Raw genomic sequence first — 12,714 nt, 5'->3', positions numbered from 1 at the left:
GATCGATCCCAAGGAGCTGCGATGCGTGTCGCCCTGTTCCTGACCTGTGTCAACGACACGCTCTATCCGGACACCGGCCGCGCTGTGGTGAAACTGCTGACCAGGCTGGGCGTCGAGGTCGACTTCCCGATGGCGCAGACCTGCTGCGGGCAGGCCCACTACAACACCGGGTACCGGCATGAGGCCGAGCCACTGGCCCGGCATTTCTCCGATGTCTTCGGTGAGTACGAGGCGATCGTGACGCCCTCCGGGTCGTGCGGCGCGATGGTGCGGGAGCTGTATCCGCGGATGGGTGAGCGGGCGCGGGCGGAGGGCCGCGGGGACACGCTCGCGGCCACCCTCGCCCCTGTCGTGCCGAAGACGTACGAGCTCACCGAGTTCCTGGTGGATGTGCTCGGCGTGACGGACGTCGGCGCGTACTACCCGCACACCGTCACCTACCACCCCACCTGTCACGGGCTGCGCAGTCTCGGGCTCGGCGACCGGCCGCGCCGTCTCCTCCAGGCCGTCAAGGGGCTCGAACTGCGCGAGTTGCCGGGCGCGGACGAATGCTGCGGCTTCGGCGGGACGTTCGCCGTCAAGAACGCCGACGTCTCGGCCGCGATGGGCGCCGACAAGGTGCACCACGCCGAGTCGACGGGCGCGGAGGTGCTGTGCGCCGCCGACAACTCCTGTCTGATGCACATCGGCGGCACGATGGCCCGGCTGGAGACGCGGATGCGGCCCGTGCACATCGCGGAGATCCTGGCCAGTACGGAAGAGGAGCCGGCGGCATGAGCGGGACGTTCGTCGGCATGCCGGCGTTTCCGAAGGCCGCACACGAGGCGGTCAACAACCCGACCCTGCGTGGCAATCTGCGCCACGCCACCCACACGATCCGCGCCAAGCGGGCGGTCGCCGTCGCGGAACTCGACGACTGGGCCGCGCTGCGCGAAGCCGGCAAGCAGATCAAGGACCACACGCTCCGTCATCTCGACCGCTACCTCGTGCAGTTGGAGGAGTCGGTCACCGCGGCCGGGGGCATCGTGCACTGGGCCGCCGACGCCGACGAGGCCAACCGGATCGTCACCGACCTGGTGAAGATGACCGGGGAGAGCGAGGTCGTCAAGGTCAAGTCGATGGCCACGCAGGAGATCGGCCTCAACGAAGCCCTGGAGGCCGAGGGCATCCACGCCTACGAGACCGATCTCGCCGAGCTCATCGTGCAGTTGGGCAAGGACCGGCCCTCCCACATCCTCGTCCCGGCCATCCACCGCAACCGCGGCGAGATCCGCGACATCTTCGCGCGCGAGATGGGCGAGTGGGGCCGCCCGGCGCCGGAAGGCCTCACCGACACGCCCGCCGAACTGGCCGAGGCCGCCCGACTGCACCTGCGCGAGAAGTTCCTGCGCGCCAAGGTCGGCATCTCCGGCGCCAACTTCATGGTCGCCGAGACCGGCACCCTGATGGTCGTGGAGTCCGAGGGCAACGGCCGGATGTGCCTGACCCTCCCCGAGACGCTGATCTCGGTCGTCGGCATCGAGAAGATCGTGCCGACCTGGCAGGACCTGGAGGTCTTCCTCCAGACCCTCCCCCGCTCCTCGACCGCCGAGCGCATGAACCCGTACACCTCGATGTGGACGGGCACCACGGATGCGGACGGCCCCCAGACCTTCCACCTGGTCCTCATCGACAACGGCCGCACCGACACGCTCGCCGACGAGGTCGGCCGCCAGGCCCTGCGCTGCATCCGCTGCTCGGCGTGTCTCAACGTCTGCCCGGTCTACGAGCGCGCGGGCGGCCACGCCTACGGCTCGGTCTACCCCGGTCCGATCGGCGCGATCCTCAGCCCCCAGCTCCGGGGCACCGCGAGCGAGATCGACGCCTCGCTCCCGTACGCCTCCTCGCTCTGCGGCGCCTGCTACGAGGTCTGCCCGGTCGCCATCGACATCCCGGAGGTCCTCGTCCACCTGCGCGAACGGATCGCCGAGGGCGGTCAGGTGACGCGGGAGGGCAACAAGGTCGTGCTCAAGCCCTCCAAGGGGCACGCCGCCGAGCGGGCGGCGATGCGGGCGGCACGCTGGGCGTTCAGCCACCCCGGCGCCCTGCGCACCGGCCAGCGGCTCGCCTCCCGGACGCGCCGCTTCCACCCGCGCTCGCTGCCCGGCCCGGGCAAGGCGTGGAGCGGCACCCGGGATCTGCCGACGGTCCCCGCGGAGCCCTTCCGTGACTGGTGGCAGCGTACGCACGGCGGGAACACCGACAAGGGAGCGGCGAAGTGAGCGGCAGGGATCTGATCCTGGGGCGGGTGCGGCGCGCGCTCGCCGACGTACCGCGGGACGACACGCCGTACGAGCAGGCCGTCGAGCGGGGGTATCTGCGCGAGCACGGGGGGCGGAGCGTCGAGCAGACGGTGGATCTGCTGGCGGAGAACCTCGCCGACTACCGGGCGCTGGTGCACCGCTGCGCGGCCGACGAGCTGGCCCCCACCATCGCCGGACTGCTCGCCGGACACGGTTCGACGTCGGTGGTCGTCCCGGCGGGCCTGGACGCGCAGTGGCTGTCGGCGTCGGACGTGACGCGTGTCCCGGACCGGGCCGAGGACACCTCGGGCGAGCTGGACCGCGTCGACAGCGTCGTGACCGCGTGCGCGCTCGCGATCGCCGAGACCGGCACCCTCGTCCTGGACGGCGGCCCGGACCAGGGGCGCCGTCGCATCACGCTGGTCCCCGATCACCACATCTGTGTCGTCCGCATCCCCGACCAGGTCGTCTCCTCCGTGCCCCAGGCCCTGGAGCGCCTGGCTCCGACCCGCCCGCTGACCTGGATCTCCGGCCCGTCGGCGACCAGCGACATCGAGCTCGACCGGGTCGAGGGGGTGCACGGTCCGCGCACCCTGGAAGTGGTGCTGGTGAGCGGGGAGTGACGTGCGCGGTTAGCGTGAAGGGATGATCCGGTTCGAACAGGTCACCAAGCGCTATCCGGACGGCACGACGGCCGTGGACGGCCTCTCGTTCGAGGTCGCGGAGGGCGAACTCGTCACGCTCGTCGGCCCGTCGGGCTGCGGCAAGACGACGACCATGATGATGGTGAACCGGCTGATCGAACCGACCTCGGGCCGGATCTTCGTGAACGGCCAGGACGTCGCCACGGTCGACCCGGTGCGGCTGCGGAGGCGTATCGGGTACGTCATCCAGCAGGTGGGCCTGTTCCCGCACCGGACGATCCTCGACAACACGGCGACCGTGCCGACACTCATCGGCTGGAAGAAGGCGAAGGCGCGGACGCGCGCCGCGGAGCTGCTGGATCTGGTGGGCCTGGACCCGAAGACGTACGGCTCGCGCTATCCGGAACAGTTGTCGGGCGGCCAGCGCCAACGGGTCGGGGTGGCCCGGGCGCTCGCCGCCGATCCACCCGTACTGCTGATGGACGAGCCCTTCGGGGCCGTCGACCCGGTGATCCGGGAACAGTTGCAGGACGAGTTCCTGCGCATGCAGGAGGCCGTGCGCAAGACCGTGCTGCTGGTCACGCACGACATCGAGGAGGCGGTACGGCTCGGCGACCGCATCGCGGTGTACGGGCAGGGCCGCATCGAGCAGTTCGACACGCCGGGGGCCGTGCTGGGCACTCCGGCCACCCCCTACGTCGCCGAGTTCGTCGGCGCCGACCGCGGGCTGAAGCGGCTGTCGGTCACCGACATCGAGCCCGACGACCTGGAGCAGCCGCCCGTCGCCCGCCTGGACGAGCCCGCCGGGACGGCGGTCGCCCGCTTGCACGCGCAGGGCGCGCGATGGGCGGTCGTCCTGGATACGGACGACGAGCTGCACGGGTGGGTGGGCGTCGACGAGTTGGCGGCGGGCGGGTCCGTCGGCGACCGCGCCCACCGGATGAACTCATGGGTCCCCGTGGGCGCCCCGCTGAAGCAGGCCTTCGGTGTGATGCTCCAGCACGATGCGGGCTGGGTCGCGGTACTGGACGGGGCCCGCTTCCTCGGCGTACTCACCCCGGCGAAACTGCACGAAGCACTGCGGCGGTCGGTGGACGCGGATGCGCGGGGGGTGCGGCGGGGACAGGTGTCGTTCGACTCGATCTCCGATGCGTGAGCGCTCCGCTGGGTGGGGCGGGGGATGCGGGTTGTTCTGCCTTGAGGGTTGTGCGACGCTGCGGGTTCGGTGTGGCTGGGCGCGCAGTTCCCCGCGCCCCTTTGAGGTGCCCCGGCACGGCTCAGGGCAGGGCGTTCTGCAGGTCGAGGAGTACGGTGTGTGCCAGCTCGGCCGCTCCGGTGCCGGCGCCCGCGGCAGCCCCCGTGGCCGCACCGGCCGCCACCGCTGCGAGTACGGCCCTGATCCGACCCAGCAGACCGCGCAGGCGTCCCACGTCCGGCTGGGACCGGACGGCCTCCGCCAGGGCGGCCTCGGCGTCCTGGCGCACGGCGGTCTCGTCCTCGGTGGCCAGGCCGAGCGTCTCCAGCGCCGCGAGCAGCGACCGTACGGCCTCGGCGAGCCGGGCGCTCGCCCCCTCGTCGGCCGTCACGTACTGATGCTGGGTCACGTGGTGACCGCCGATCGCGATCTGGCTGCCGTGAATGGGCCCGTGGAACTGGGCACCGCCCGGACTCGTCAACGTGCGCCTCCTGAACCGGAGTTCTCTTCCGTCGCGCTACTGAAGACAGCGTCCAGGCGAGCCGCCAGGGCTGTCAGACGGGCGGTGAGTGGGGCGCCGCCCAGCTGCCGAGCCAGGCAGGCGAGGATCTGATCGACGGCCCTGCGGACGCGTTCCTCATTGATCGGGGGGCGGGCCAGCTCCACCTTGATCACCGCCGCGGCCTGCCGAATGACGTACTGCGAGTAGAGGTCGAGCCCCAGCCGATCGGCCTCGACCCGCAGCGTTTCCACCACCTGTACGGGATCGGCACGCCGCGCCGGCTGGAAGTGCGCCCGGTACAACTGCTCGGGCCGTACGTCGGTCCGATTCTGGGTCACATTCCCTTGGGAGTCGATCGCCACCTGGCTGTCGGTGATCGGGCCGAAGACATAGACCAACGGAGTCGTCGGCTCGCCGGAACGCAGGGGGCTGATCTGGTCGGGACTCGGCTCACGAGCCAGGCGCAGCAACCTGTCGTAGTCGGCGTAGTCGATGAGCGGGAGCACGCCCGAGTCGTCCCGCACGCGCCGAACCTCCCGGACCCGGCTGGTCGACTGCCTCGGCGGCGACCCAGCCTCCTGCCCCCGACCGGTCAACTGCCCCGGCGGCAGCCCAGCCTCCTGCCCCCGACCGGTCAACTGCCCCGGCGGCAGCCCAGCCTCCTGCCCCCGACCGGTCAACTGCCTTACAGGCCGCTCAACCTCTGCCCCCCGACCGGTCGACTGCCTTCCTTCCGGCTCAGTCTTGGTGGTGGGCCGGGACGTGGCCCCGGCCTGAACCGCGTTGCTCTGAGTCCGGAATCGCGCACTGCCCATGTGAACCCCCCGGTGGCAAGCATCCCTCTCAAGCGTAGCGAGCCAAGGGCCGGGAGGAAGGCCTCATCCGGCATCGGAGTACCGCAATCTGGCCACTCCCGCACACGTGTGTCTCTCCGATGCGAGGGCACCCGTTCCGCGGGAGGTCCACATGAACGTAAGCGCGACGGCACGGACCGGACGCGTCAAGGCTCGGCGCGCGGCGAGAGGCTCGGGGGTGGAGTACGCCGCCCGGGCGGGTCTGGCGGCGCGGGGCGTGATCTACCTGCTGGTCGGTGTGCTGGCGCTGCGGATCGCCTTCGGGGACGGGAAGAAGCAGGCGGACCGCGACGGCGCCGTCGCGGAGATCGCGCGGCAGCCCTTCGGCGCGGTGCTGCTGTGGGCGCTGGCTGTCGGCCTCGTCGGCATGGCGTTGTGGCGGCTGTCCGAGGCGTGCTTCGGATCCGCCGGTCCGGACGGCCGGGCGGCGAGGAAGCGACTGCTGTCGGCCGTGCGCTTCGCCTTCTACGCGTTCGTCGCCTACTCGGTGCTGTCGTTCGCGGCGGGCTCGGGCAGTGGCGGGAAGGGTTCGAGCGACCAGCAGTCGCAGGATGTGACGGCCAAGGTGCTGGATCTGCCGGCGGGACAGTGGATCGTCGGAGCCGCCGGAGCCGGCATCGTCGTGGCGGGTCTGCTGATCGGCGGACGGGCCGTGTTGCGCAAGTACCACAAGAAGCTGAAGCTCGGTCAGATGTCGGCGCGCACGCGGCGGCTGGTGGATGTGACCGGCGTGGCCGGTGGCGCGGCGCGCGGGCTGGTGTTCGCCGCGGCGGGCTGCTTCGCGGTGCGCGCGGCGATCGACTACGAACCCGACCGGGTGAAGGGGCTGGACGACACGATCCGCTCGTTCGCCCACACCCCGGTGGGACCGTGGCTGCTGGTGTGCGTCGCCGCCGGACTCGTGCTGTTCGGGCTGTTCTCCTTCGCGATGGCACGCTGGCGCCGGGTCTGAGGGCGCGTCAGTGCGTCCGAGGACGTCTGAGGACGTCACTTCAGCAGACCCCTGTCCTTCAGATAGGTCCGCGCCACGTCCTCGGGCAGCCGCCGCCAGCTGTCCACCTGCTGGTTCATCGCTGCCAGGTCCGCCGTGGTGAGTACGTCGTTGAGCTTGCCGAGTGCCTTGGTGACGCCCTCGCTGCCGGCGCGCGAGCGGTTGACGACGGGCACGATGTAGTCGGCGTTCTGCAGATGTTTGTCGTCGGCGAGGAGGACGAGACCGAACTCGTCGAGCGTCGCGTCCGTCGTCGTGGTCAGGACCATCTGGTCCTGACCACTCTGCACCGCCCGCTTCGCCTGGGTGGTGCCCACGCCCTTCGGGTCGACGCCGGTGATGTCGATGCCGTACGTCTTCTTCAACCCCGGCTCGCAGTAGGGCCGTTGGACGCACTCGTCGCCCGCCGCGAGCCGTACCGGAAGACGGGACGCGCCGAGGTCGCTGAGAGTCTTCAGGTGATGCTGCCCGGCATACGCCGCCGTCACCGCGAAGGCGTTCTGGTCGACGGCCCTGCCGGGGTCGAGGACGGTGAGGCCGCGCGGTGTGGCGAGCGACCGGAGCGCCTTCATCGTGTCGGCGAGATCGGGTGAGCCGACGGGCGGCGCGTCCGCTCCGTGGGTCTTGGCGTTCAGCCAGTCCGCGAAGGTGGCCGCGTACTCCGGTACGACGTCGATCTGGCCGGATTCCAGGGCGGGTTCGTAGAGTTCGCGGTTGGCGACCGTCAGCATGGAGGTCTTGTATCCGGCCTGGTCGAGCAGCAGCGCGTACATCTCGGCCAGCAGGTCGCTCTCGGTGAACCCGGCCGAGCCGATGGTCAGGTGCTTGCTGTCGCCGGGTGGCCCGGTGACCGCGCCGCGGTTCTCCAGGGACGGGCCGGTGCCGCAGCCGGTCAGCAGGATCAGGCTCAGCAGGGCGCCGCCTCGCCTCATCGGATGCCCCTCGCCCAGCGCGGTGCCAGCCGTTCGGCGATCTCGAAGATCCCCTCGACGATCAGGGCGAACACGGCGACGAGTATCGCGCCGGCGACGACCTGCGGAGTACTCGCCAGGTTGAAGCCCGCGGTGATGATCCGGCCGAGTCCGCCGCCGCCCGCGAGCGCGGCGATCGTGGCGGTCGCGACGAGTTGGACCGCTGCGATCCGTACGCCGTTCATGACCATGGGAAGCGAAAGGGGCAACTCTACGTGAAACAGCATCTGTCGGCCGGTCATCCCCATGCCTCGCGCCGAGCGCACCACGCTCCGGTCGACCTCGCGCATCCCGACGTAGGCGTTGGTGAGCAGCGGTGGTACGGCGAAGAGGACCAGCGCGACGACGGTCGGGCCCTCACCCCACTTGCCGAGCGGGGTGAGCAGCAGGAGGACCAGTACGGCGAAGGTGGGGACGGCGCGGCCGATGTTGGAGATGTTGACGGCGAGCGCGCCGCCCTTGCCGAGGTGGCCCAGGACCAGGGCGACGGGCAGCGCGATGAGGCAGCTGACGACGAGGCAGACGACGGTCAGGACGAGGTGCTGGGCGAGGCGGTGCCAGACGCCGTCGTCCCCGGACCAGTGCGCGGGGTCGCTGAGCCAGTCCCAGGCCCCGGTCAGGGCGTTCATCCGCGGGCCGCCCGGGTCCAGGGGGTGATGAGCCGCTGCACCGCGAGCAGGAGGAGGTCCGCGGCGACGGCGATGACGACGCAGAGTACGGACGCGGTGAGGACCTGCGCCTTGAAGTAGGTGTTCATGCCCGTGTAGATGAGATTGCCGAGTCCCCCGAAGCCGACGATCGCGCCGACCGTCACCAGGGAGACCGCCGAGACGGTGGCGATACGCAGTCCGGCCATCGAGGCGGGCACCGCGAGCGGCAGTTCCACGGTGAGCAGGAGGCGGATGGGCCCGTATCCCATGCCGCGGGCGGCCTGCCGGGTCTCCTCGGGGACGGCGCGCAGGCCCGCGAGGATGTTGCGGACGAGGAGGGTCAGCGAGTAGAGGACGAGTCCGGAGACCACCAGTGTGGCCGACAGCCCGTACACGGGCAGGAGCAGCGAGAACATCGCGAGGGACGGGACGGTGTAGAGGATCGTGGTCACCGCGAGGACGGGTCCGGCCGCCCAGCCCCAGCGCCGGGCGAGGACGGCCAGCGGCACCGCGATGACGAGTCCGACGAGCACGGAGACCGCCGTGAGCTGGAGGTGCTGGACGACCGCGTCGAGGAGGATCTGACGGCGCGTGCTCAGATACTCACCGCAGATCCACTCGTTGCGGGCGAGACAGTCGTCCGGAGGCGCGGTCACGCGTCCATTCCATCGGAGGCGGGCGGGAGTCGGCGCGTTCTGGTGCCCCGTACGGGGTGTCGCTGAGTACACCCCGCGATACGGGTTCTGCGCCCCATGTGGGTCGAGCGTTCGCTCCGTAGCGTCGTGAGCGAGGCACAGGGCGTGCCGAACGGAGAGTGATGACGATGTTTCGCCGCACCTCGCGACGTGCGAACGAATCGGAACCCGCCCGGGAGGCGCTGCGGCTGGTCAAGGTCGGCAAGACCTACGGCGCCGGGGAGAGCGCCGTGACCGCGCTGGACGGGGTGAGCCTCGGCCTGGCACGCGGCAGCTTCACCTCGGTCATGGGGCCCTCGGGGTCGGGCAAGTCCACGCTGCTGCGGTGCGCGGCGGGGCTGGAGCGGCCCGACAGCGGCATCGTGCGGGTCGACGGTGTGGAGATGACGGGCGGCGGGGAGGCCGAGCTGACGAGGTTCCGGCGCGACCGGATCGGTTTCGTCTTCCAGCAGTACAACCTGCTGCCGACGCTGACCGTCGCCCAGAACACGATCCTGCCGCTGAAGCTCGCCGGGCGACGCGTCGACCGGGCCAGGGCGCGGGAGATCCTGACGGCGGTCGGTCTGGGCGACCGGCTCGGCAGCCTGCCCGACCAGCTCTCCGGCGGGCAGCAGCAGCGCGTGGCGATCGCCCGGGCGCTGGTCGCCGAGCCTCGGGTGATCTTCGCGGACGAGCCGACCGGCGCCCTCGACAGCCGCGGCGCACGGGATGTGCTGCGGCTGCTTCAGGAGGCGGTACGGGTGCACGGCAGGACGGTCGTCATGGTGACGCACGACCCCCTCGCCGCCTCGTACGCCGACGCGGTCGTGTTCCTCGCGGACGGACGGATCGCCGGCCGGCTGCCCGCACCGACGGCGGACGCCGTGGCCGAGCGCCTGGCGCACCTCGGCGACGACACGAGGGTGGGGGTGTGAGCCGTGTTCGCTCTGGCCCTGCGTTCCCTCCGGCAGCGCCCCGGGCGCGCCACGGCGACCCTGCTGTCCGCCTTCCTCGGCGCGGCGGTCGTCATGACCTTCAACTCCCTGCACGACACGGCCGCGCGGCCGGGCGTGGACTCCGTGAGCGCGGAGTCGCTGTCCACCGCGGCGGACGTCGTCGGCGGCTACGGCACCCTGCTGGTGTTCTTCGCGATCGCCTCGACCCTGACGGTGAACGTCCGTCAGCGCGGCGCCGAGATGGAGCTGCTCAGGTGCTCCGGGGCGACTCCCGCGCAGATCAGTCGGATGGTCGTGGGTGAGGCGGTGACGATCGCCCTGGTGGGCGCGGTACTGGCGATCGGTCCGGCGATGCTCGGCGGACGCGCCCTGCTGGGCGTCTTCCAGGACAGCGGCCAGGTCGCCCGGTCCGTCGACCACTCCTTCGGCCCCGTCGCCCTCGGGTCGGGCATCGGGATCACGGTGCCGGCCGCGGCGGGCGCGGCCTTCCTCGCGGTGCGGCGGGTGACGCTCCGCCGTCGCCCCCGGGGCCGGTCTCGGACGTTCCTCGCGTACGCGGCTCTGCTCGCCGGTGGTGCGGCGGTCTGTTCCACCTTCGCGTTCTCGGCCGAGGACGCCGCGCTGATGGCGCCTCCCGCGTACGGGGCGATCCTGTTGTCCGTGGGGTGCGCGCTGCTGGCGCCGCGGCTGCTGGAGGGCCTGCTCGACCGGCTGCCCCTGGCAGGCCCGAGCGGGTATCTGGCCGTACGGAACCTGCGTCGGCGTGCCGCGGAGATGTCCGGTGTCCTCATGCCGCTGATCCTCTTCACCTGCGTGGCGTCGGCGACGCTGACCATGCAGGCGGTCGAGAGCGACGCGCTCAGGGCCTCCGGTGTTCCGAAGTCGGTCGACGCGAAGAACCTCGAGACGCTCAACCTCACGGTCGTCGGCGTCATCGTGGTCTTCTGCTGCGTCATGCTGATCAACTCCCTGTACGCGGCGACGGCTTACCGCGGCCGGGAGTTCGGGCAGCAGCGGCTGGTGGGTGCGACACCGGGGCAGGTGCTCGGGGTGGTTGGCGCCGAGGGTGCGATCTTGACGGTGACGGGCGTTTTCTTCGGCACCCTGGCCGGGCTCGCCGGGGTCCTCGCGTTCAGCGCCGTGCGCACGGACTCCCCGTGGCCGGGCCACGGACCTGGTATCTGGCTCGCCGTCGTCGCGGTCGCGGCGGCGGTGACCCTGGGGACCGTCCTGTTCACGGCCCGGCGCACCCTGCGGACGCCGGCCGTGGCGGCGGTGACCCTGGTCGCGTGAACGGGCGGCGGACCGTGCGGAGGGGCGCGGTACGGGGGGCACGGTCCGCACTGGCACCTGACCGGCGGAGTGGCCACGATGGACTCCAAGGACGACGGTTTGCGCCGCCAGGATCCAGGCCCACGGAGGGGACGATGACGCCAGACGCCCGTTCGGGAGGCGCCGAACCGTGCGACGCGCCGCAGGAGTCGGCTTCCCCTTCCGACGCGGCGGACCGGATGGTCGAGCTGCGGGAAGAGGTCGACCAGCTGAAGGCGGCCGTCACCTCGCACGCCACGGTGGACCAGGCCATCGGCATGATGGTCGCCCTCGGCCGGGTGTCGCCCGACCAGGGCTGGGCCGTACTCCGGGAAGTCTCCCAGCACACCAACGTCAAGCTGCGCACTGTCGCGGACATGATTCTCGTCTGGGGGCGGCGGGGAGATCTGCCGCCCGATATTCGCGCGGCCCTGGAGGACACGCTCGACAAGTACGGGCCCACGCAGATCCCCGACGGTCACCCCGCCCCGTAGGCGCGGAATTTGTTTGGATCTGATCCACCCAGGTAGTTCAGAAAGAGGTGGCCCACTGGCCAACCGCTCCCGGGAGGGTTCGGCAGTGAGCTCGCCTCCGACCGCCCGGACGGGACAACCCCCCGGGCGGCCGGGTGTGTCCACCGCCCGCGGGCTATGCCGCATCGGCGAGCACCTGTTCGCGCAGGGTGGCGCAGCATTCGCTGAGAAGGCGCGAGACGTGCATCTGCGAGATGCCGAGCTGGTCGGCGATGCAGCTCTGCGTCATGCCCTGGAAGAAGCGCAGGTAGAGGATGGCCCGTTCGCGCTCGGGGAGCTCGTGCAGGGCCGGTTTCACCGACTCGCGATCGATGACCAGGTCGAATCCGGTGTCGCGCGCGCCCAGCGCGTCGTTGAGCGCGTAGCCGTCGTCCCCGCCGGGCAGTTCGGCGTCCAGGGAGAGGGCGGAGAAGCTGTCCAGGGCCTCGAGACCGGTACGTACCTCGTCCTCGCTCAGGTGCGCGTACGCGGCGATCTCGGCGACGGTGGGCCGTTGGCCCTGCATCGTCTGCGAGAGGTCCTTGAGGGCCACGCGCACCCTGTTGCGCACGTCCTGGACGCGGCGCGGGACGTGCAGGGTCCACATGTGGTCGCGGAAGTGGCGCTTGATCTCGCCGGTGATGGTCGGGACGGCGTAGCTCTCGAAGGCGTTGCCGAGCTCGGGGTCGTAACGATCGACGGCCTTGACCAGGCCGAGCGCGGCCACCTGGTTGAGGTCCTCGACCGACTCGCCCTTGCCCCGGTAGCGGCCGGCGACACGCTCCGACATGGGCAGCCAGGAGCGGATGATCTCCTCGCGAAGCATCTGCCGCTCGGGCCCGGCCGGCAGTTCGGCAAGGCGGACGAAGGCCGCGGCGGTGTCCGGGGCGTCGTCATGGGGGTGTCTTTTGGTGCCGGACGTCATGCGCATAGTGCTCACAACTCCCTCAGGGGTTGCCGACGGGGCAGTCCCCATGGGAGGGCACACACAAAAAGCCGGACGGGAGACATCCGGTGATCTGGCGGACCAGCTCCCACGGACGTGCCTCCTGTCCGAAGCACTGCTAGGACAATTCCCTCATATCGGTCACCCAAACAAGCGCGAGACAATCCCGGTCAATCATCCAAGGGGAGTGACACCGGGCGAGGGGGCGATTCTGGAGCGTCACGCG

Annotated in this window: 14 protein-coding genes; 8 read left to right on the top strand and 6 right to left on the bottom strand. The window is 71.0% G+C overall.

Annotated elements, in window-relative coordinates:
* Positions 1-21: 21 nt before the first annotated feature.
* From ACZ69M_RS11005 to ACZ69M_RS10990, 4 genes are read left to right on the top strand one after another with little or no spacing between them, the layout of a single operon-like run.
* Positions 22-777, top strand: coding sequence for a (Fe-S)-binding protein (locus tag ACZ69M_RS11005; RefSeq protein ID WP_470048695.1), 756 nt, complete (start codon positions 22-24; stop codon positions 775-777).
* The gene (locus ACZ69M_RS11000) at positions 774-2,261 is read left to right on the top strand and encodes a LutB/LldF family L-lactate oxidation iron-sulfur protein (protein ID WP_470048693.1); all 1,488 of its coding nucleotides are present in this window, start codon (positions 774-776) and stop codon (positions 2,259-2,261) included. Before ACZ69M_RS11005 ends, ACZ69M_RS11000 begins: the two co-directional genes overlap by 4 nt.
* Positions 2,258-2,905 (top strand): LutC/YkgG family protein, encoded by a 648-nt coding sequence (locus ACZ69M_RS10995; RefSeq protein ID WP_470048691.1) that lies wholly within the window; start codon positions 2,258-2,260, stop codon positions 2,903-2,905. Before ACZ69M_RS11000 ends, ACZ69M_RS10995 begins: the two co-directional genes overlap by 4 nt.
* A gap of 22 nt (positions 2,906-2,927) precedes the next feature.
* Positions 2,928-4,082: an ABC transporter ATP-binding protein gene (locus tag ACZ69M_RS10990; RefSeq protein ID WP_470048690.1), complete on the top strand. Its 1,155-nt coding sequence runs from the start codon at positions 2,928-2,930 to the stop codon at positions 4,080-4,082.
* A gap of 121 nt (positions 4,083-4,203) precedes the next feature.
* Here ACZ69M_RS10990 and ACZ69M_RS10985 read toward each other — a convergent pair whose 3' ends face one another.
* Positions 4,204-4,602, bottom strand: coding sequence for a hypothetical protein (locus ACZ69M_RS10985; RefSeq protein ID WP_470048688.1), 399 nt, complete (start codon positions 4,600-4,602; stop codon positions 4,204-4,206).
* Complete coding sequence (locus ACZ69M_RS10980; protein ID WP_470048686.1) at positions 4,599-5,147, bottom strand: hypothetical protein; 549 nt, start codon at positions 5,145-5,147, stop codon at positions 4,599-4,601. Before ACZ69M_RS10980 ends, ACZ69M_RS10985 begins: the two co-directional genes overlap by 4 nt.
* 442 nt (positions 5,148-5,589) lie before the next feature.
* Here ACZ69M_RS10980 and ACZ69M_RS10975 point away from each other — a divergent pair, with 442 nt between their 5' ends.
* Positions 5,590-6,429, top strand: coding sequence for a DUF1206 domain-containing protein (locus ACZ69M_RS10975; protein WP_470048684.1), 840 nt, complete (start codon positions 5,590-5,592; stop codon positions 6,427-6,429).
* A gap of 35 nt (positions 6,430-6,464) precedes the next feature.
* Here the strand turns inward: ACZ69M_RS10975 and ACZ69M_RS10970 are convergent, their stop codons facing one another.
* From ACZ69M_RS10970 to ACZ69M_RS10960, 3 genes are read right to left on the bottom strand one after another with little or no spacing between them, the layout of a single operon-like run.
* Positions 6,465-7,400: an ABC transporter substrate-binding protein gene (locus ACZ69M_RS10970; RefSeq protein WP_470048682.1), complete on the bottom strand. Its 936-nt coding sequence runs from the start codon at positions 7,398-7,400 to the stop codon at positions 6,465-6,467.
* Positions 7,397-8,068, bottom strand: coding sequence for an ABC transporter permease (locus ACZ69M_RS10965; RefSeq protein ID WP_470048680.1), 672 nt, complete (start codon positions 8,066-8,068; stop codon positions 7,397-7,399). Before ACZ69M_RS10965 ends, ACZ69M_RS10970 begins: the two co-directional genes overlap by 4 nt.
* The gene (locus ACZ69M_RS10960) at positions 8,065-8,745 is read right to left on the bottom strand and encodes an ABC transporter permease (RefSeq protein WP_470048678.1); all 681 of its coding nucleotides are present in this window, start codon (positions 8,743-8,745) and stop codon (positions 8,065-8,067) included. Before ACZ69M_RS10960 ends, ACZ69M_RS10965 begins: the two co-directional genes overlap by 4 nt.
* Positions 8,746-8,906: 161 nt before the next feature.
* On the opposite strand from ACZ69M_RS10960, the gene ACZ69M_RS10955 reads away from it, so the two are divergent.
* The 3 genes from ACZ69M_RS10955 to ACZ69M_RS10945 all read left to right on the top strand — a co-directional run bounded on the left by ACZ69M_RS10955 (position 8,907) and on the right by ACZ69M_RS10945 (position 11,524).
* Positions 8,907-9,698, top strand: coding sequence for an ABC transporter ATP-binding protein (locus tag ACZ69M_RS10955; protein ID WP_470048676.1), 792 nt, complete (start codon positions 8,907-8,909; stop codon positions 9,696-9,698).
* A gap of 3 nt (positions 9,699-9,701) precedes the next feature.
* Entirely contained in the window at positions 9,702-11,012 is a 1,311-nt protein-coding gene (locus tag ACZ69M_RS10950; RefSeq protein WP_470048674.1) for an FtsX-like permease family protein, read from the top strand.
* A gap of 218 nt (positions 11,013-11,230) precedes the next feature.
* Complete coding sequence (locus tag ACZ69M_RS10945) at positions 11,231-11,524, top strand: ANTAR domain-containing protein (protein ID WP_470049329.1); 294 nt, start codon at positions 11,231-11,233, stop codon at positions 11,522-11,524.
* Between the two features lie 154 nt (positions 11,525-11,678).
* Here ACZ69M_RS10945 and ACZ69M_RS10940 read toward each other — a convergent pair whose 3' ends face one another.
* On the bottom strand, positions 11,679-12,473 hold the full coding sequence (locus ACZ69M_RS10940) for a SigB/SigF/SigG family RNA polymerase sigma factor (RefSeq protein WP_470048672.1): 795 nt from the start codon (positions 12,471-12,473) through the stop codon (positions 11,679-11,681).
* Between the last annotated feature and the right edge of the window lie 241 nt (positions 12,474-12,714).

The organism is Streptomyces sp. NPDC107454 (assembly GCF_055582885.1).
This window is presented reverse-complemented; position numbering and strand designations above follow the sequence as displayed.